Source organism: Gallintestinimicrobium sp. (assembly GCF_046968865.1).
GTDB classification, from domain to species: domain Bacteria; phylum Bacillota; class Clostridia; order Lachnospirales; family Lachnospiraceae; genus Gallintestinimicrobium; species Gallintestinimicrobium propionicum.
In genome coordinates, this window is record NZ_JBKVPW010000001.1 from 54,450 (window position 1) to 74,645 (window position 20,196).

The window sequence follows — 20,196 nt, forward strand, 5'->3', positions numbered from 1 at the left end:
TTTTGCAGATTTTGACACTTTTTTCAAGATTTTTGAAACCAGTTCTTTCTGCATTCTAACTCACTCATCTGATTTCTTGTATGTTTCACACTTGTTTTCCACAGCTTCACCCCAAAATAATCCAGCAAAAATTCCGGAAATGCACTCAACACAAATACCCGCTGTCTCTCAGCCTCCTGTACTTCCATGACATATATCTGACCCGGTGTTACCTCTTCGAAATACTGCGCGTATTCCATTGTATCCGACAACTTATATAAACACAATACCTTCATTGCAAACACATCGATAATGTCTTTCCAAATATCAATATCATACTCCTTAAAATGCGGATTGAGTGCCCTTGTCGCAGAAACATTCTTATACCTGCCAAGATTTTCTATCTCTGCGAAGCAATCTGCTCCATTCCCGTATTTTCCCGGCTGATAATCTCTCAGTGCTTCAACCATCGGATAGCTAATGTATAATTTTCCCCAGTCGGAAGCGTAATGACTTTATAATTTTTATGAGAAAAGAATATCTTCGAAATATTGTCAATCACCTGAGGTTCTCTGACCTCTCCCTCGACTATAAATGCCTTATAGTCTTTATTTGCCATTAAATGCACCTGCCTTATACATTTTCTGAAGATTATGAGCCTGACGCAGTTCCTTTTCTGTTAATTGAGAAATCGCTTTTATGCTGTTATTTGCAAGTAAGAAATAGCTATCCGGTCTAAGCAGATCATTGCTCATCAGATCCGTGTTGTGAGTCGTTGTAAATATCTGAACTCCAGCTATCTGGTTCAAATGTCTTTGCACCGACTCGGATAATTCGAAATGATAAAATGCATCAAATTCATCTATAAACACAAAAGATGCCTTTTCCATACGAATATACCAATAATAGAACAATGCCAGTGATCTGGTTCCGGTAGAGGCGATCTTAAAGAAATCAGCATCTGTATTATCAAAATGACAGTAGATTGCTTTTTTGCCGTCCACTTCGCATCCGTATAATTCATAGTCAATGTCATTTTCTTTCAGGAACCTCTGGAAATCCTGCACTTTTCCACTATTTACAATACCTTCCGCTACACCTTCGTTACCATTTGTAAAGCCTTCATATCCCCGGCTGTCTAACGAATAAAACAAAAGCATACGTTCCACAAAATCAATAAACTTTTTAAATACCCGATTTTGCTCATTATCCGTAAGAATAGAGTTGTTGTTCACATACCTTACACGGGAAATCGGACTCTCGCTCTTGATCGATACATTCAAAGTGCCGGAACCATCCAGCAAGGTGAACCCATCCCTGGTAAGAAAATCAAAAAAGATAACTTCCTTTCCATCAATAGATAAACTCTCACTCTTCATAGTATTTACATCATTTTTGCTGTATCGGTAAACCACTTCATGACCATCAAACATAAAGGTGTATTCAAATTCAGCAAAGGATTTTCTTCCACTCATGTTCAGGTAAAAATCGTAGCTGGAAAGCAATTTCTGTTTATCTGTCAAATGGGTAATGATATCAAAAATAGCCAATCCAAGGTTTGATTTACCGCTGCTGTTAATGCCATAAATAATTCCTTTTGTCACACAACCGTTTTTTATAATTTCAGAATTAAAGTTATAATTGCTGGGTGATCCTATATCAAATGTGATTTTATCCTGAAACCCTTTAAAGTTTTCTACGCTGAATTTTTTTAACATAACAATCATTCAACTTATGCCGTATTTTTTTACGGAACCAAGCTTATCCACTCCTTTTCTCCGGAAACAAAAAAACGACACCAAATATCGTTGGATGGCCACAAGACAAAAGCCATACCGATATTTAATGTCGTTGTTTTTATTCACTTTCCTTCGAAAAAAAGCGTGTCCGAAATCGTCCGCCGCCCCGTTTCGCCAAAATCGTCCTCTGTCTTTTCGAAATCATAGATCAGAAGCTCCGGCTGATTCCGGGTACATTCTTTTAAAATCTGACCGGATTTTCCAAAAACTGCGGTCGGTGCAGTCTGGTAAGGATGAATCGAATCAACGGAAACAATCGTCGACACATTTTCTACCGCGCGGGTCTGCAGATGCCCTTTAATCAAATCGTATCTGCCTGTGTCATCCACATCCGACACATCGTAAAACAGAACGACATTCAAGTCCGTTTTCCTCGCATACAGCTCCCTGAAATACTCCGGGAATCGCACTTCAAAACAAATCCTGACTCCGACCGAAATGCCTGCTATTTCAAAAATGCCATCGCCGCTTCCCTGGGCAAAATGCTCTCTATCCCACCCCCACAAAGCCCGCTTATCATAGAACCAAACAGGCTGATTTGGCTGAAATAAAATCGTCCGGTTGTTGCGGTGCCTTCTTTATTTCTTTTTCCCGTCTTTTCTCTTTTTCTTACGCTCCTGAATTCGACTGCTGAGAAAATCTGACTTTTCTCCGGAGGCTGTATCTGTTTCCTCTAAAGCGATCGTCGGCAGAGAATCGATTTCATCCTTCTTCATACGGGGCAGCTCGTATTTGTGTTCAAATTCTGCCACCTCTGCGCGGAACTCCGGATTGTCCGTATCACGGACCATTTCCAAATAGCCATGGGTATCGAAGCCGTCTTCATTGACCTGCAGCAGGCATACTGCGATATTGGAGCAGTGGTCTGCAACACGTTCGTAGCAGGTCGTAATATCCGACAGCGTAAGTCCAAGCTCTATGGTACATTTTCCCTTCCGTAATCTGCGGATATGGCGTCTCTTGATCTCCATATTCAGTCCGTCGATCACCTCTTCCAGAGGCTCTACAGACTTTGCAAGCTTCAGATCATCGTTCTTAAATACTGTTACCGCACGGTTCATGATATCCTGAACCGCCGCCGTAAATACCTTCAGCTCTTCTTCTGCTTTGGCAGAAAAATGCAGATCCTTTTCCGCCATTTCCTGTGCATATCCTACGAGATTGATCGCATGGTCACAGATCCGCTCAAAATCACCGATACAATGCAGCAGCGTGGACAGTGTATGGCTGTCTCTCGTAGAAAGATTCCGGCTGCTTAATTTTACCAGATAAGTACCCAGCTGATCTTCGTAGGAATCCACAAGATTTTCCAGATTTTCCACCCGCTTTGCCTGTTCTGGATGGAACTCTGTCACAAGCCCCATTCCAAGCAACAGGGCTTCCCGGGCATACTCTGCCATATCGCCTGCGGCTGTTTTACACTGCTCCAGTGCAAAATGCGGCGATGCCAGGAAACGCTCGTCCAGGATCTGAATGCTCTTTTCTACCGGAACATCCTCGAGCTCGTCCGGAGTAACCGGAATCGTCTTCATCGCAAGCTTTACCAATACTTCGGATATCGGCAGCATGATAATCACCGCCGACAGGTTAAAGATACTGTGGATCATGGCAATGATGAAAGGGTTTGCAAGCTCTGTCATAAACGAAAAATGTACGATCGCATCGATCAGATAAAAAAGCACCATGAAAAAGCTTGTCTTTAAAATACAGAAATATAAATGCATCAGCGCTGCACGCTTCGCATTTTTACTTGCGCCCATAGAGGAAAGGATCGCAGTGATCGCCGTACCGATGTTTTCACCCATCAGAATCGGGATCGCAGAACCGATGGTAAGTGTTCCACTCATGGAAAGTGCCTGCAGGATACCGATGGATGCAGAAGAGCTCTGAATAACCGCAGTCAGCACCAGACCGGCAAGCATACCAAGGATCGGATTGGAGAACATCGTCAGAATGCCGGTAAATTTCTCATTGCCCGCCAGCGGCTCTACTGCAGAGGACATAGTTTCCATACCAAACATCAGAACTGCAAAGCCGATCAAAATCGTACCGATATCTTTTTTCTTATCATTTTTAGCGGTCATCAGCATGATCACGCCAATGATACCGACGATTGGTGAGAAGTTCGCCGGCTTTAACAGCTGTACAAACACATTGCTGCTTTCGATACCAGTCAAGCTCAGCATCCAGGAAGTAACGGTCGTTCCGACGTTCGCTCCCAAAATAACGCCTGCAGCCTGCGTCAGCTTCATAATACCGGAGTTTACGAGTCCGACTACCATTACCGTCGTTGCTGACGATGACTGAATTACTGCCGTGACAACACAGCCCAGCAGCGCGCCCTTCCATTTGTTGGAAGTCAGCGATTCCAGAATTTCTTCCAGACGTCCGCCCGACGTTCTTTTCAGACCATCTCCCAGAACCTGCATACCGTATAAAAACAGAGCAAGTCCCCCGACCATCGCCAATATTCCGAATATATCCATTTCATCCTCCATGCTGCGGTCCTGCCGCTCATTTTTCAAAGATATTACTTTGATTTTACATGATTGAGCCTTTTTACGCAACCTTTCGGGTGAAATCCAGCGCATTTCTCCTGTCGAATATCGCCCTTTTCCTTTCCTGCCGCAGTGGGATCCTCCCAAAGCGTTTTTATTGTATAAAATCGAAGCTTCCTTTACGACAAAAAATCCCGGTACGTTTTCACGCACCGGGATTTTTATCAGGTGAGATTTTGACGGAATGCTCAGATTTGTATACCGAAAAGATCAGCCTTCAATTGCGATCCGGTTGTCTTTCTTTTCTACCTTCTTTGCTTCCTTCTTCAAAATGTGAAGCTGCAGGATACCGTTTTCAAACTTCGCGGAAACATCCTCGGGTTCAACGGCTTCGCCGACATAAAATGTTCTGGAGCAGCTGCCTGCGTAACGCTCCTGACGAATATACTTGCCGGTCTTCTTATCGGTTTCGTCTTTATCAAGGCCTTTGACAGCGCTGATATTCAGATAACCATTTTCGACGGTGATCGTAACCTCGTCTTTCTTGAAGCCAGGCAGATCAATATCTACCTCGTAAGCATCCTCGGTTTCCCGAACATCTGTCTTCATGAGGTTCTTTGCATGTTTGCCATACAGAGGATTCTTCTTACCGAAGAACTCACTCTCATCCGGCCAGCTCATCCAGTTATCCATATTCTCAAATAAATCTTCATCCCAAATTCTAGGCAGTAACATAAGTCATTCCTCCATTCCTTCTATCATGCCTTCTGTGAATCCTTTTCAGAAGTGGTTGTCATTTTATCTGGTTCAAAGAAAAGCTTTCTGAGAACTCCGATTCCGTTTTCGGCATCTTCTGTTCTTTTTGTTCCCTTTCCTTTGTTCTAGATGTAATATAACACTCATTATTAGCAGTGTCAATAGGCGAGTGCTAATTTTTTTGTGAAGAATTTGTGAACGCTGCGAGCTCTGTAAAATGACAAAAACAATATCCAAAAGCTTTGGCTCTCCTTCTTATTTTAGCTTGTACGAAATCTTGACACGGAACACAATGTGAGGGAAAATACTATGAAAACAGCCGCCATGACTGACATCAACAGAGGTCTTGCAAAACACCTCTGAAAAAAAGGGCATGTTAGATGAAACAAAAAACACTTATTCCGCTTATCGTTTTCTTACTGGGTATATGCCTTGTTGGTATAATCCTATACAAAGTAGACTCTCATGAAACAGCACAGAACCATACAACAGCATTATTAAATGCAACAACCTATGGGGAACGCATAAAAAATGAGATTACAGAAGGGATAGACGTTACGGATGTTCTGAAACAGATTTTGATCAGTGAATCTGGAGAATTTAACCAGTTTGACATGATTGCAGAAAATCTTATGTCTGATTCTATTGAAAGCGTGCAGCTTGCTCCGAATGGTGTTGTGACAGATATTTATCCGTCCACCGGAAATGAAGCAGGCAAAATTGATCTGCTCCATGATAAAGATCGTGGAAAGATTTCCTGTTATGCAAGGGACAACCATACAATCATTACCCAGGGACCATTCAAATTGAAACAGGGCGGCTCTGGAATTGCTGTCCGCAATCCCATTTTCCTGAAGGATGAAAACGGGTTGGAATATTTCTGGGGCTTTACCATTGTTGTCCTGCGTGTACCCGACATTTTCTCAGACGCGGTCAGTGCACTTTCCAGCTTTGGATATGAATACAGAATTTCAAAGACAGATGCTCCCTGGAGTGATACCTATAACATTGTTTCTCAATCAAATGATTCGTTGATAAATCCGGTTTCTTATACTTTTACGATAGGGGAAGAGGAATGGATGTTTGAAGTAGCTCCTCAAGGTGGATGGCGAAACAATTTATTAATAGCAAAAACCAGTGTGATATTAACTGCTAACGTTATACTTCTGTCCGTTCTTACCTGTGTATGGCTGACTTCGAAAGAAAATAAAAACAGATTTCAGATACTGGCACACACGGATTCCCTTACCAATATTTACAATCGCTATGGATTTGATGAATTGGCAGCGAAAATGATAGCTAAAAATCCGAAAACTCATTTTGTGGCTGCACTTTTTGATATTGATGACTTTAAGTTTATCAATGATATCTATGGACACGGTTATGGTGACAAGGCATTGAAATGTCTTGCAGACAGCATGAAAGCTTTTTTTCCATCTGATGCCATATTAGGAAGAAACGGTGGAGACGAATTTTGTGTTCTTCTCCCTAACTATACCTTTGAAGAAGCAGAAGCGCAATTGCAGCAATTCACCAGCCTTCCCAAAACATTCTCATGCAGAGGAAGGGAGCAGCAATTTTATATTTCTCTTGGATATGCGGAATATCCGACCTTTGCATCCAGTCTTTCACAGCTCATGCGCTGTGCAGATGCAGCTCTCTATGAAATAAAGCTTCACGGGAAAAATGGATGTATGTCTTACAGTAAGAAACTTCAATCCGTTGTTCGCAAACAGCTGGGCTTTGCACTTAGAGATATCTCCGAACACCTTCCGGGTGCATTTATCATATACAGAGCAGACAAGGAAGATGACGAACTTTTTTATGCAAACCATGAATTTCTTTCTATGACCGGATATCAAAGTATGGATGAATTCTTCAGGCTCACCAATAAGAGTTTTCACAACCTGATTCGTGAAGATGAGCAGCAGCAGATAGAAGCAAGCATTTGGGAACAAATCGACAGCGGAAATGAAAATGACTATATTCATTTTCATCTTCGAAAGGCGGACGGATCTTATCTTTCTGTACTGGATCATGGGAGAATTGTAGAAAGCCCACAATATGGAAAAGTATTCTATGTATTATTTATGGACTGGGAAGATATGCATATTCATTACAGCGACAAATTTTCCGGATAAGTTTTCCGATTGGCATGCTCCAGCTCAAGCAGTGCCATCTTTTTGTCAAGTCCGCCTGCATACCCTGTCAGGTTCCCCTTTGTCCCAACAACCCGATGGCATGGAATGATGATTGAAATCCCGTTATGTCCCACCGCACCGCCTACCGCCTGCGCAGACATATGAGGCCGGTTCTGCAGCTTTTCCATCTGGCTTGCGATTTCTCCGTAGGTCATCGTCTGACCATAGGGAATCTGCAGCAAAATCCTCCATACCGCCTGCCGAAACGGCGATCCGATCGGATGCAGCTTCGGTGTAAAGTCCGGTTCTTTTCCCGAAAAATATTCGTCCAGCCATTCCCTTGCCTGTGCAAGTATCGGCGTTTCCTGCGCAACCTGCTCTGCCGGAAGTGTATCTGCAAAATAGCTCTGCCCGAAAAACCACAAACCGGTAAGCCCGATTTCGTCCGCCGCCAGCAAAATATCCCCAAGCCTGGAAGGATATATGCTCGTATAAGCTTTCTGATAAATATCTGTCATGATCACACCCTAAAAATGTTTGGAAAATATCTCGTGTAAATACTCCTGCTACCTGTTTGTGATCTTCTCTGCCAGCCTGCGCATTGCACTGCACCGGTCAGACAGATTTTCTTTTGTCACCAGATATGCTACATCGGCTTCCTTTGCTTTTACGACCATGAACTGATTCACATCCGCAGAAAAATGAATCGGATCCATGTAATAATCCAGATTCAAAATAATATCCTCATCCGTCTGAAAATCGTAAATCTGCACATTGTCATACGCAATCAGCGCTTCCATCGCCGCCTGTCTGGCATAGAGATATTCCTCCGTCTGCCCGCTCCGGTACACGCTGTCCCACCAAAGCTCGGAATAGGGCGGCAGGAAAAAATAAAATTCTGTCTCCGGATGCTTTTTTACCATATCTGTCAACAAACCAATATTTTCCTCTACCCGTGCCTGCCACTCAGACGGCTCCTGCATCGGTGCAATCTCTTCCGACTGTTCGTAATGCTTTCTCGCCTCTTCTTCAGAAAAGGTTTTGTACTGCCAGAAATTATAAGACATCCCATCGTCGTACCCGCTGAAATTCATCGCCAGCAGATACGGGATATCCTCAAACAATACATCCTTGTTGAACAGATACTTCACGTCATTGAACGGATTTTTATCATATAAATACAGCGGCATCGAATCGTTGACAAAATTCGTCTCCGGGTCGCCGTCCAAGGCAAACAGATCGAGGCTGTAAAACACATTTTTCAGATCGTGCGTCGCAAACGCTTCATCCATATAAAATTTCAGATCTGCGCATGTCCCGGAGCTTTTGATCGCCTTGACCGTCCTACAGGAAAATGCCTCGTCAAACCAGTGATTGTTATAGTTTTCCGCTGTAGAGGATCCTGCCAGCACGCTGTCATAAGAAAAATTCCGTATTGTGCCGATACACTGATATTCCGATTTCGTTACGACTGCTTTCATCCCCGGCAGCGGACCGTGAAAATGATAAAACGGGTCAAAAATCACTACCACTGCTGCGATCGCTGCTAAAAGCGCTGCCGTCCAGACCGCAAAACGCCGAATCCATTTGGAATTTACCATATTTTCCGCTCATTTCTGCGCACGCTTTTTGCGCATGTCGAGTTTGTGTCAAGTGCGCGCAGACACAAATCTCGCGATTGAAAAATTTTATTTTTCAATTTTTCTCTCATTCCTCACACTGTCCCGGACAGATCATACTGCCGCCATTTTCCCTTTAAAACGAAAAATAGAGATACTCGCTCACGCCTGTCATTGAGATTATTGACCAGGTAAACAAAACCGCCAGAAGCACCGGATACAGCCTGCCATAGCCTTTCTGCCTCTGCAATGCAACCACGCCGGATACTTTTTCTCCGGAAAGAACCCGGAAACAGATTGCAATCAGCACAACAAAAATTCCGAGCCAGAACCACGAAAGTAGTCCCGGCAGCTTCATCGACAGCGCCTTTGTGATAATGTAACATTCCGTCATGTCGAGCGCCGATGCCATCTGAAACACAAAGCCGTTCCATTTCAGGCTGACAATGCTTTTTAAAACGTCAACCCCCTGCGCAATGCTCTCCGCCCTGAAAAACACGAAGGTCATACATACATAGGCAAAGGTCGCTGCCTGCCGCATCCATTTTTTCGGTAAATGCGGATGCTCCAGGTTATCCCAGATCATCCCGACTCCATGTAAAAATCCCCACAGCACAAAGGTCCACGCCGCGCCGTGCCAGAGCCCTGAAAGCAGCATAACGATCATCACATTGCACAGCGTCCGCATCTTCCCCCTCCGATTTCCGCCCAGGGGGATGTATACATACCTTGTAAAAAACCGTCCCAGCGTCATGTGCCATCTGCGCCAGAATTCCTTGACCGAAGCAGAGTGAAACGGCGCATCGAAATTTTCTGCGACCTCCAGACCGATCATTTTGCCCAAACCGACCGCCATATCACAATAGCCGCTGAAATCAAAGTACAGCTCCGTCAGATACCCGACCGCCAGAAGCAGTGCCGAAATGCTGTCCAGCATCGAAACATTGCTGTATCCATAGTTGACCGCCTTTGCCAGCGTATCCGCCAGCAGCACTTTTTTGGCGAGACCGAACACGAAAAACTGGATCCCTTCCGAGAACCGCTCTGCATGAAACCTGCGCCTTTCCGGCTCCTTTAGCTGCCCCATAAACTCTGAACGAAGCAGAATCGGTCCCTGCAGCAGCTGCGGAAAATAAACCATAAATATCAGGTAGTCAAAAAAGCTGTCCCTTGGCGCATCTCCCCGGCACCGGTCAATCAGGTATGCCAGCTGTTGAAACGTGTAAAAACTGATTCCAACCGGCAGCAGGATCTGCAGCATCGGAAAGTCCGTATGAAATACTGTATTCAGATTTTCCAGGAAAAAATTGCTGTACTTAAAATACCCCAACAGCCCCAGATGAAAAACACATCCGACACCAGTCAGCACTTTTTTCCCTTTTTTCGAGAAAATTTTTTCAGGCAGACAGCTCAGAAGCCAGCCTATCAGACAGCTGAACAGAAGCAGCCACAGATACTGCAGATTTGCATACGCATAAAACCACAGGGACATCCCGATCAGATATCCCTGTGCCAGTTGAAATTTCTTTTTCCAGTTCAGAAAATACCATCCTGCCAGCAGAAGCGGCAGAAACAGTAACATAAAAATATGGGAATTAAAAAGCATATTCCGTTCCTTTTAGGCTCTGGATTTGATAAACGCCTCAACCTCTTCCACGTCAGGCATTACGCGCAGTGCGCCTTTTCTGGTGGTTACGATGGATGCTGCTGCGTTTGCAAAGGTCAGCATCTCAGTCAGCTTCTCCTCATCCAGGTTGTCCAGACCGTATTTCAGGACATAGTGCAGGCAGCAGCCGCCGAAGGTGTCGCCGGCACCGGTTGTCTCAATGGTGGAATCCTGCAGGAAAGGCTTCACCTCTACGCGCAGATCCTTGTAGTAAGCGCGGCTTCCGTCTCTTCCCAGAGACAGCATGATCAGCGGGATATTGTACTGTTCACGCAGCTGTGCGATACCTGCATCGAAATCCTCTTCGCCGGTGAACCACTGGATCTCGTTATCGGAAATCTTTAAAACGTCACACTTGGACAGACCATATGCAACCTGTTCTTTTGCATCGTCTAAGGTCTTCCACAGAGGGGGACGCAGGTTCGGGTCGAAGGAAAGGATTGCGCCGCTTTCTTTTGCGATGTCAATCGCTTTCTTGGTCGCTTCACGGACACCATCATGAGTCATGGACAGTGTGCCATAGTGGAAAATCTTCGCATCGCGGATCAGATCCTCATGCAGATCCTCCTTGCGCAGCATCATATCTGCACCGGGATTCCGGTAGAAAGAGAAGTCTCTGTCGCCGTCCGGGAAGGTCTCTACGAATGCCAGAGTTGTTCTTGCATCTTCGTCAATGATCAGGTTGGAAGTGTCGATGCCAACCTCATCCAGGGTTGCTTTTAATTTGTTGCCGAACAGATCCTGTCCGACTTTGCCGATAAATGCGGTCTTGCGGCCTGCTTTGTTCAACATTGCCAGCACGTTGCAGGGCGCTCCGCCCGGATTTGCTTCATAAGTCATATTGCCCTGTGCGCTCTTGCCGTTCTCGGTAAAGTCGATCAGCAGCTCACCCAGTGCAACTACGTCAAAATTCTTCATGGAATATTCCCCTTCCTGTCTTTTCTTTCACGTTTTTCCAAACGTTTCTGATATCCTTTATTCTAACAGTTCACCACCAAAAAGAAAACCATAATTTTCTCATTTTCACTATCATTTCTGCGTAAATGTTACTGTTCACCCGCGCCATTGCAGGGCATCCCTTTACAGAACCCGCAGTCGGAATAAGACGCTCCACACCAGCCTCCGAATTTTTTCTGTCCCGGATTCGCCAAATGTGCGCACTTTTCCGATTTGTTTCAGCTTTTGATAGTAGTACCGAAAATTCTCCGTATCTCTGCGCTTATAGCATTTCCTCACAACATCCATAACAGCCAGATACAACCTCCATTTTAACAGCTCCTCCAGCTCTGCATCCTGCAGAACTTTTACAGTCTCTAAGAGCTCCTCCTGCACCCGGATACTGTCCAGATTGTTTTTCGTGATTCCTTCCTTCTCTGTATGGGTCGCGCTGCTGTCCCGCCGTCTCCAATAGTACAGCGGCTTTGCAATAAAGCAGGCAGAAGTCTCTCTGCCGCAGAAAACCTCCGCCAGCCATTTTTCATCCTCCCCCAGGGTCGTATTTTTTTCAAACAAAAACAGCCCCTCTGCAGATTTCAGTACCTCCCGTTTAAAAACCTTGTTCCACACCACAGGTGCGTAGTTATTTTCTCTCAAAAAAACCTTAAACGCCTCCGTGCCGCGGCAGATCTGCCCCCTGCTTCTACTGCTGCCAGATGCCTTTTGCACTCCTGTCCTGCTGCCTGCCATCCCCTGCTCTGTACCAGCCCCCGTAAAGGCTTCATAGCTGCAGCAGGCGCTGTCCGTTCCGTTTTGCTCCATAGCGTCGATCAGCTCTGTATAGATTGTCCTTCCCACAAGATCGTCTGAGTCCGCATAGGTGATATATTCCCCACGAGCTTCCTGCAGTCCGGTGTTTCTTGCCGCACTCACTCCGCCATTCTTTTTGTGGATGACCTTGATCCTTTTATCCTTTAATGCACAGGCATCGCAGATTTCACCGGACTTATCCACAGAACCGTCATCTATCAACAGTATATGAATCTACGATCGAACAGCTGCAGGAACAGGTCGCTTCTTTAAAGAAGTCCTCCGAGAACGGTTCCGACCAGCTTCGCGCACTCCGGGAAGAAACGATACAGATCACACGCCGTCAGAAGCGCGAAGCGGAGGATTTGATCCGCACCCTGCAAAGCCAGGTCATGGAAACCCTCAAGCAATTTCCGGCACAGGATTCGACGCTTCAGCATCAGGTACGGGAGCAGGAGGGGCGTTTAATGGCCCAGGCAACACAGATCAAACAACAAAGCGCTCAGCTCGAGGCTCAGTCTGCGCAGATCAAACAGCAGCGCACTCAGCTCGAAGCTCAGTCTGCACAGATCGAAACCCTGCAGTCTGACCTTGCGAAAAAAGAGAAGGATCTGACCTCCCTTCGCAAGCAGCTGGTTCAATCAGGAAACGTCCTGCAGCAGGTACAGCAAAGCCTTGAAAGAGTTCAGCTGTCCGCAGTGCTTCCCCCTTCGACCACGCCTTTCCCGACTCTGGAAGCGCCAAAAGCTGATAAGCCTCAGACAGACGATTCCCTTCCGGAGCTGGGAAACCGGCTGGATAAGCTGTTCTCCGATACCTTAAGCAATCTGAACAACTGTGAAAAGACCGCTCAGAATACTATTTTCCATCTCGTAAAATCCATCAGCTGATTTAGGGCTGCTTTTTCCTCGGATTGATTTTATACCACAGACACTGCAGACGATGATACAGTCTGTTTCCTAAAAGCCTTCTTAACCGAAGGCTTTTTTGTTCCTTTTCGTTCAGCCAGCTTCCGTCATAGTGATGAATGGAAACCGTATGCTCTGTGATCTCTTTTTTTCGATGAAAATAGCTGACAGGAGCAAGGTATTGTGTCGGGAGAAAAATGATTCCGTCAATTTCCTGTTTTGTATTGTCAAGGCGCAGACCGAAGGTGCGCAGCGTCCGCGTATTGCGTCCAGGACAAGACTCTGTATCAAGTCTTCCATCCTCTTTGATAAAAGGAATATCCTCATAGTCCTTTAAAAGTGCACCGACGATCGGATGCCCTGCACGTGCACCAAAGCCAAGGCCCGTTGCAATCCACATCTGACCATCTATCTCTTTTTCAAAGCCCATATAACCATCCAGCTCTGTAAGCTCATCCAGCGGTTTGATCAGCTCCACATCCACGTCCATATAAATTCCGCCCTGTTCATACACGATCTTTAACCGCGCATAATCACTGACAAATGCCCATTTTTTTTGCTCATAGGCCTCCCGTGCATATCGGTTTTCCGTCAGATCGAAATTATTCTCGTTCCATTCGATGATCTCATATTCAGGACAGTATTTTTTCCAGCTCTCAATACATTTCTTTGCCGACTCCGTCAGTGGATTTCTTCCAAACCAGCAATAATGAATTTTCTTAGGAATACTCATTTACAAATCTCCTCATAAAAATGTTCCAGGCGATCAATTGACGCTTTCAGGGAAAACGATTCCCGGATGAGCCGCGCTCCTTTTTCTGAAAATTTCCTGCGCAGTCTGTCCTCCGATACCAGCTTTGATAGAGTACAATGATGTTTGCAAAAGTGAAAAGGAAATAGACAAGCCACTAGGGGCTCCTGTAAAATGAAAGTTGTCGAGACAATCATACTGCAAAGGAGAGACCCTAATGGCTCACAAAAAGAATAACACAAATCTCACAGAATTACTACTGCAATGTATGACTCAGCCGGATCCCATGCTGAGCATGCTGGAATGGCTGTGCACACGGCTCATGGAGACCGAGGTGGATCAGCAGCTGGGGGCAGAGAAAAGTCAGCGCTCGGACGGAAGGAGCGGCTATCGCAGCGGCTACCGTCCGAGCCGTCTGGACACACGTATGGGGACGATGTACCTCATGGTTCCTAAGGTACGGCAGGGCGGTTATATCCCGTTCTTTGTCACAGAGCGCAAGCGCAGTGAAGCAGCGCTCATTCAGGTCGTTCAGGAGTCCTTTTTGCGAACATCCCTTAACACAGTCGTTCGTTATCCTGACCAAATACGTTGTTATGTAAATCCGCCAACACCACTGCCCTTATATTCTCCCCGATCTTTTCCGAGGTCACGCGATAAAAGGTGGTTTCAAAGGTACTGTTATCTGACAGCTTCCACAAAACTCCTGCTCCGACTGCAAAAAGCAGCAGAATTGCAAACAATTTTAATCGTAATTTTCTGATTTTTATTTTCCTTTCCCTTTCCCTTTCGTACTTTTCCCAAATCTATGCTCTGTTATTCTATGTTTAGAATACCTTCTCATGCCGATGTTTGCAAGGTTTTTCCAGAAAAAAAGGGGATCCTGATCCTATTTTTTTGAACCATTTTCTGATTCATTTTTTATAGAATCAAAAAGATATTTTAAAAAGTAAAAAGGTATGATATACTGAAATCGGAAACGTTGCCAATTGTGCATTATTACCAAAAAGAATGTGTTTTATTTGGAAATATGTATAGCGGCAGACACAAAAATATTAAAATTTCAGGGAGGACAATATATGTCAGCTGAAACAGAAACCCAATATAATCCTCAATATGGCGTTCGCAGAACTATTTTTTCGGATGAATATGATTTTCTGACCAAAATTGAGTCCGTATGTGTTCAGGAGGATGGGCTGCATTTTGCAGTACGTACATGGAAGGATCGTACCGTAAAGGTCTGTGTCACATTTTTGACACCATCTGTATTCCGATTTGTTATGGTACCTGAGCTGACTGCCCAAAGTCACAGACAGACCGTGCTGGAATCTACGTCTGCTTCCGAATTTGAAAGCAAAAATGCCAAACTTGTCGAGACCCAACATTATTTTGTATATGAGACAGAACAGTTAAGTCTGCATTTCGAAAAAGATTACTGGGAAATGTCCGTATATCAAAATGGAAAATTGTTGACAAAGGAACAGGCCTTCGATACGAACGTAGATAATCGCTGGAAACAGCTTCCGACAGGCTTTCAGGTAGATGCGTCCGGAAAAAGCATTTCCACCTTCGAGCAGTTTGTCCTGTTTTCCGATGAGATGTTCTGGGGCTTTGGTGAGAAGTTTACACACTTTAACAAGCGCGGACAGCGGATCGAATGCTGGCAGAAGGATGCGTTGTCAACCAACTCAGAGGATTCCTACAAAGGACATCCCTATTTTACAAGCAGCCGCGGATATTCCATCTTGTTAAACACCTTTACCCGTTCGTCCTTTGACATGGGTGCTTCCTCATGGATCAGTTATCAGATCGGCAGTAATGACCCTGTATTGGATTACATTTTCTTAGCAGAAGAGAGTAAGGATTATAAGAAGCTGTTACAGCAGTATCTGCAGCTTACCGGACAGATCCCTATGATTCCTCAGTGGGCTTTTGGTTTCTGGATGTCCAAATGCTCCTATATGAGCCGTAAGGAAATCGAAGATGTGGTTGATAAGGCGGAACAGCTTGGTGTAGGCATTGATGTAATCCATATCGATGGCTGGCAGAAGCCGGATATGGCCGGTTTATGGGAATGGGATACCGAACGCTTTCCTGATCCCGAGGGAATGATCCGGGAATTAAATAAAAAGAATATTCATTTAAGTCTTTGGAACTATCCCTATTTGCAGGAAAATTCACCGGAATATAAGGCTCTGGCAGAGCGCGGATTCTTTATTAAAAATAAAGAGGGACAGCCGGCATTGTTTAAATCCACCGCTGACTCAGAGTATTTATGTGCCTGCTTTGACTTTACAAATCCGGAATTTCTGGAATGGTACGGAGAACGGATCAAGAAGATCGTCCGCATGGGCGTTTCTGTCATTAAAACAGATTTTTCTGAAGCAGTACCGAAGGATGTTGTGTTCTACAATGGAATGAACGGATACGAAGGACATAATCTGCTGACCTATCTGTATGCAAAGAATATTTACGGATGGATGAAGGAAATCTGTGAAAAACGCGGAGAATTGCCCCTTCTTTGGGGACGCAGCGGTTATGCTGGTTCTCATACGATTCCGGCAGCATGGGCAGGAGACTCCTCCAGTGATAAAGCGACTCACAGTGCGATCCTTCAGGCCGGCCTTGGCATGGCAATGTCCGGTGTATCCTTCTGGGGGTATGATCTGGGCGGATTTTATCATACCGGTTATACCGGAAATGAGGAGCGCCCTGATACAGAAGATTATCTTTCCTCTGTACAGATGGGACTTTGGATGCCCTTATCCAGAGCACATGGCAAAACACCGAGAGAGCCTTGGCAGTATGGTGATCTGGCCCTGAAAAACGTTAAAGAATGGATCAATTTCAGACATCGTCTTGCTCCATATCTTTATCATACAGCCTGCCAGAGCCATCTTTTCGGCATTCCGATGCTTCGTCCGGTGGTAATGGAATATCCAAAGGATCCAATGGCAAAGATGCAGAATCTGTCGTATATGCTGGGAGATTCCTTATTGGTTTCGCCCGCCTTTGACAGAGAGGAATACGATCTGTATCTTCCGGAAGGTCAGTGGAGAAATATTGAAAGCAAAGAAGTATATGAAGGCGGATCCTTTGTCCATGTAGAAACGAAATCCTTTGCAGATGGCGGTACCTCCCTTCTTGTTTTCCAGAAAGAAGGAACAAGTATTCCCTTACTTGCTCAAAAAGAAGTAATGCATGTACCTGCAACAGCATGGAAGCGTGAGGATTTGGATTTCATGACCTTCACAACAACAGATATCACAGAAAAAATCTATGTACCAGGTGAATGCGGCAAGGTTGAATTTATCCAGGTAGAAGCAAAGAAAAATGCTTAAAAAATGCAATTCTGACATCTAAAAAAGAATGTGCCTTGGCACATTCTCGCGCCGAGGCGCGGTTGCTTCTGCAACCATCTACCTCTGCGCCGAGTGCGCATCCCCGCGGAGCGTTTTTACTTCATAGGACACATTTTCCTATGAAGTAAAAAGGAGCTTCGACAGAAACACAGGTTTCTGCGAAGCTCCTTTTATGTAACCCATTTTTATCTTTGTGCCAAACGAGCCGCGAGCAGGACTTCCAGCCCTGCTCTGCGATCACAGTTAAACTGCTTAAAATACTATTACAGCGGCATCAAATGCCTCAACTTTTCCGTCAAAAGCCTTTTCTGTAAGCAGATCCTGTTTTTGCGCATACTCCTTAAATTCCTTCGTATGATCGCTGCAATTGAAAATCAGGGCAATGGTTTCTTCCCCATTTTTTCTTATCAGAACGATTGTCTCATCTTCATCCCTTGTGATGGCTTCTGCCAATTCCCCTTCTACGATACAGGTATGTGCTTTTCGAACCTGCAGCAGTCGTTTATACCATTCAAACATCTCTTTATCCTGGTATTCTTCATCCCAGTACATGCCTCGTCTGCAGTCTGGATCATTTGCTCCAGGCATCGCATACTCATCCCCGTAATAAATCATAGGCATTCCCGGCAATAACAGTTGGAAGGCCGCTGCCAGATGCTGCTTTTTCTTATTGTCCTTACATAAATGTAAAAATCTTGCCGTATCATGGCTGTCGATCAGATTCCACATAAGAGGATAACATTTTTTGTGTAAGCGTCCTTTCAGGTATCCAAGATTCTGGACAAACTGGCTGACACTGATCTTTTCATCTGCAAGCAGATCTATCAGATTCAGATAAAAAGGATAATTCATGACCGTATCCCATTCATCTCCCTCCAGAAAATCTCCCGCATAATGCCAGATTTCCCCAATGATCAGCATATCCTTCTTTACTGCCTTGATTGCTCTTCGGAAACGTTTCCAGAAGAAATGACTGATTTCATCTCCTACATCCAGTCTCCATCCGTCAATGTCACATTCCCTGATCCAATAGCATGCAACGTCCGTAATGTAGTTTGCAACCTCTGGATTTTTCAGATTCAGCTTTGGCATTCCACCATAATACCCAAAACACAAGAAGTTCGGAATCTCTCCCCATTCGCCCTTCAGTGGCAATTCATCGATATAATACCAGTCCAGATATTTGGATTTTTCGCCCTTTTCCAGGATATCCTTAAATGCAAAAAACTCTTTTCCGGTATGGTTAAACACCGCATCCATAACCACCTTCATCCCGCGGTCATGTGCTTTTTGTACCAGCTCCTTAAGATCCTCCTTTGTTCCAAAGGAAGGATCGATTTCATAATAATCAATGGTATCGTACTTATGGCAGGAATCCGATTTGAAGCTGGGCGTCATATATATAACATCAATTCCCAGATCCTGAATATGATCCAGATGATCGATAATTCCTCTGAGGTCACCATGCAGATCATCCATAGGCGTAATGGGTGCTTTATACCAAAGCTTTTTGTCTACCGGCTGTGATGCTGCAAAACGGGATGGAAAGATCTGATACACGACCTTATTTGCTGCCCAATCCGGGACCTCAAACATTTCTTCCTCCCGAAGGTTCTGCGGACAGTCAAACATTCTGTCTCTGTTTGTGATAGATTCCTTATCAAACTCATAGTTGCCGTAATATACCTTTTCTCCCTGCATATCCGTAAATTCAAAGAAATAGCGGAGACAGATCAGGTGCATCCGAACCTGTGCTTCATAATAATCATTAAACTGTGAAGTAGCAACCTTTTTCATCACGATGGTCTTTCGCGTATCCTCACGCTCCATTGGGATATACTTATCCTCATAGTGAAGGATGATCTCCTTCATATCATCTTTCTTTACCTGCACGCGTATTACAAATAAATCCTTCTCGATTGCATAACAGAATCTCTTATCCATATCATGAAAAATTGCGGAATATTCCATAGTATTTTTTCTCCTTCTGATGTATTCTTTTTCCGTTTTACAGAGACAAAATAAGTTCATGCATTACCGGTTTTACTTTGTTCAGATCGCCGCTTTCCGGACACTGAATGGCTACGATCAGTCCCTTCTTCGGCAACACCATCGTCAGCTGTCCATAGGCACCGTCTGCGCGGTAGGAATCCTCATACGGATTTCTCCAAAACTGGTAGCCATAACCACAAACCCAGATATCGTTTCCGGGATTCGGTGTTTCGATCTGCTTTGCGGTTGCTTCTTTGATCCATGCAGGATCTACCAGCTGCTGTCCTTTCCATTTTCCATCCATCAGATATACCTGACCGATCTTAAGCATATTGGAAAGCGTCATGAACATGCCGCCGCCACCGATCGGATGTCCCTGAGGACAGTTTTCCCAGATCGGAAAGCCCTGTCCGAGGGGTTCAAAAAAGCGCTCATACAGATACTCTGAAAGCCGTTTTCCCACTGCCTTTTCCACCATACGGCCTGCCAGAATGCTGTCTGCCGTTGAATAGACGAATTCGCTGCCCGGCTGTACCTTTACGGGTCTGCTCAGCATATATTTGACGTAATCCGGCGCCCCGACACCTGCACGCCGGTTTGCGCCCATCAGATATGGTTCATGGAAACCGCTCGACATCATAAGAAGATGACGCAGACGAATTTCAAACAGCTCCGGCTGTGCATTTTCCGGAACCGCCTCCGGGAAAAACTCTGCCAGTCTGTCATCCAGTGACAGCTTACCATCGGCAATTGCCAGACCGACTGCTGTGCTCATATAGCTCTTTGTGTGAGAATAGATATTTCTCGCCTGATCCGGTGTAAAATGATGCTCCATCAGGATCTTTTCCCCGTCAGCAATTGCAATGCCTTCTACACCAAGCTGCTTGTCATAGACCTCTTTTACAAAATTGTAAAACTGCTTTTCCATAACCATACCCTCCATTTTGTAAATGCTGCAGCGCCTTGCGCCGCAGAAAAC

At 44.9% G+C, this 20,196-nt stretch carries 17 protein-coding genes and 1 pseudogene; 4 read left to right on the forward strand and 14 right to left on the reverse strand.

Features of this window, described 5'->3' with window-relative positions:
• Nucleotides 1-23 precede the first annotated feature (23 nt).
• The 5 genes from ACLTOQ_RS00245 to ACLTOQ_RS00265 form a co-directional block, all read right to left on the reverse strand.
• On the reverse strand, nt 24-449 hold the full coding sequence (locus ACLTOQ_RS00245; protein WP_021916267.1) for a hypothetical protein: 426 nt from the start codon (nt 447-449) through the stop codon (nt 24-26).
• A gap of 138 nt (nt 450-587) precedes the next feature.
• Nucleotides 588-1,706 carry an AAA family ATPase gene (locus ACLTOQ_RS00250; RefSeq protein ID WP_021916265.1) on the reverse strand — a complete coding sequence of 373 codons (1,119 nt, stop codon included), beginning with the start codon at nt 1,704-1,706 and terminating at the stop codon, nt 588-590.
• A gap of 134 nt (nt 1,707-1,840) precedes the next feature.
• Nucleotides 1,841-2,332 carry a carbon-nitrogen hydrolase family protein gene (locus ACLTOQ_RS00255; RefSeq protein WP_337426347.1) on the reverse strand — a complete coding sequence of 164 codons (492 nt, stop codon included), beginning with the start codon at nt 2,330-2,332 and terminating at the stop codon, nt 1,841-1,843.
• 24 nt (nt 2,333-2,356) lie between these two features.
• Nucleotides 2,357-4,264, reverse strand: a complete 1,908-nt coding sequence (locus tag ACLTOQ_RS00260; RefSeq protein WP_021916263.1) for a Na/Pi cotransporter family protein — start codon at nt 4,262-4,264, stop codon at nt 2,357-2,359.
• Nucleotides 4,265-4,546: 282 nt separating this feature from the next.
• Nucleotides 4,547-5,011, reverse strand: a complete 465-nt coding sequence (locus ACLTOQ_RS00265; protein WP_021916262.1) for an Hsp20/alpha crystallin family protein — start codon at nt 5,009-5,011, stop codon at nt 4,547-4,549.
• Nucleotides 5,012-5,412: 401 nt separating this feature from the next.
• On the opposite strand from ACLTOQ_RS00265, the gene ACLTOQ_RS00270 reads away from it, so the two are divergent.
• Nucleotides 5,413-7,173, forward strand: a complete 1,761-nt coding sequence (locus ACLTOQ_RS00270; protein WP_021916261.1) for a diguanylate cyclase domain-containing protein — start codon at nt 5,413-5,415, stop codon at nt 7,171-7,173.
• Here the strand turns inward: ACLTOQ_RS00270 and ACLTOQ_RS00275 are convergent.
• The 5 genes from ACLTOQ_RS00275 to ACLTOQ_RS00295 all read right to left on the reverse strand — a co-directional run bounded on the left by ACLTOQ_RS00275 (nt 7,149) and on the right by ACLTOQ_RS00295 (nt 12,408).
• Nucleotides 7,149-7,691, reverse strand: coding sequence for a methylated-DNA--[protein]-cysteine S-methyltransferase (locus ACLTOQ_RS00275; RefSeq protein WP_021916260.1), 543 nt, complete (start codon nt 7,689-7,691; stop codon nt 7,149-7,151). The genes ACLTOQ_RS00270 and ACLTOQ_RS00275 overlap by 25 nt on opposite strands.
• A gap of 48 nt (nt 7,692-7,739) precedes the next feature.
• A complete protein-coding gene (locus ACLTOQ_RS00280) occupies nt 7,740-8,774 on the reverse strand; it encodes a hypothetical protein (RefSeq protein ID WP_021916259.1) in 1,035 nt (344 codons plus the stop codon).
• A 154-nt stretch (nt 8,775-8,928) separates the two neighbouring features.
• Entirely contained in the window at nt 8,929-10,398 is a 1,470-nt protein-coding gene (locus ACLTOQ_RS00285) for an MBOAT family O-acyltransferase (RefSeq protein WP_021916258.1), read from the reverse strand.
• A gap of 12 nt (nt 10,399-10,410) precedes the next feature.
• The gene (locus ACLTOQ_RS00290; protein WP_021916257.1) at nt 10,411-11,376 is read right to left on the reverse strand and encodes a carbohydrate kinase family protein; all 966 of its coding nucleotides are present in this window, start codon (nt 11,374-11,376) and stop codon (nt 10,411-10,413) included.
• A 162-nt stretch (nt 11,377-11,538) separates the two neighbouring features.
• A complete protein-coding gene (locus tag ACLTOQ_RS00295; RefSeq protein WP_021916256.1) occupies nt 11,539-12,408 on the reverse strand; it encodes a glycosyltransferase in 870 nt (289 codons plus the stop codon).
• Here ACLTOQ_RS00295 and ACLTOQ_RS00300 point away from each other — a divergent pair.
• The gene (locus ACLTOQ_RS00300) at nt 12,372-13,094 is read left to right on the forward strand and encodes a hypothetical protein (RefSeq protein ID WP_337597720.1); all 723 of its coding nucleotides are present in this window, start codon (nt 12,372-12,374) and stop codon (nt 13,092-13,094) included. The two genes, ACLTOQ_RS00295 and ACLTOQ_RS00300, sit on opposite strands and share 37 nt — an antisense overlap.
• Before the next feature lies 1 nt (nt 13,095).
• Here the strand turns inward: ACLTOQ_RS00300 and ACLTOQ_RS00305 are convergent, their stop codons facing one another.
• Nucleotides 13,096-13,845, reverse strand: a complete 750-nt coding sequence (locus tag ACLTOQ_RS00305) for a glycosyltransferase family 32 protein (protein WP_021916254.1) — start codon at nt 13,843-13,845, stop codon at nt 13,096-13,098.
• A 235-nt stretch (nt 13,846-14,080) separates the two neighbouring features.
• Between ACLTOQ_RS00305 and ACLTOQ_RS00310 the strand changes: the two are divergent.
• Nucleotides 14,081-14,410 (forward strand): annotated as a pseudogene (locus tag ACLTOQ_RS00310) (transposase); the annotation flags it as partial.
• A gap of 10 nt (nt 14,411-14,420) precedes the next feature.
• On the opposite strand, the gene ACLTOQ_RS00315 reads toward ACLTOQ_RS00310, so the two are convergent.
• Nucleotides 14,421-14,564, reverse strand: a complete 144-nt coding sequence (locus tag ACLTOQ_RS00315; RefSeq protein ID WP_337597744.1) for a hypothetical protein — start codon at nt 14,562-14,564, stop codon at nt 14,421-14,423.
• Nucleotides 14,565-14,942: 378 nt separating this feature from the next.
• On the opposite strand from ACLTOQ_RS00315, the gene ACLTOQ_RS00320 reads away from it, so the two are divergent.
• Nucleotides 14,943-17,204 carry a TIM-barrel domain-containing protein gene (locus ACLTOQ_RS00320; RefSeq protein WP_412318377.1) on the forward strand — a complete coding sequence of 754 codons (2,262 nt, stop codon included), beginning with the start codon at nt 14,943-14,945 and terminating at the stop codon, nt 17,202-17,204.
• Between the two features lie 273 nt (nt 17,205-17,477).
• On the opposite strand, the gene ACLTOQ_RS00325 is transcribed toward ACLTOQ_RS00320, so the two are convergent.
• Nucleotides 17,478-19,196, reverse strand: a complete 1,719-nt coding sequence (locus tag ACLTOQ_RS00325; RefSeq protein ID WP_021914461.1) for a glycoside hydrolase family 13 protein — start codon at nt 19,194-19,196, stop codon at nt 17,478-17,480.
• Nucleotides 19,197-19,233: 37 nt separating this feature from the next.
• Nucleotides 19,234-20,145: a serine hydrolase domain-containing protein gene (locus ACLTOQ_RS00330; RefSeq protein WP_021914460.1), complete on the reverse strand. Its 912-nt coding sequence runs from the start codon at nt 20,143-20,145 to the stop codon at nt 19,234-19,236.
• Nucleotides 20,146-20,196: the final 51 nt, after the last annotated feature.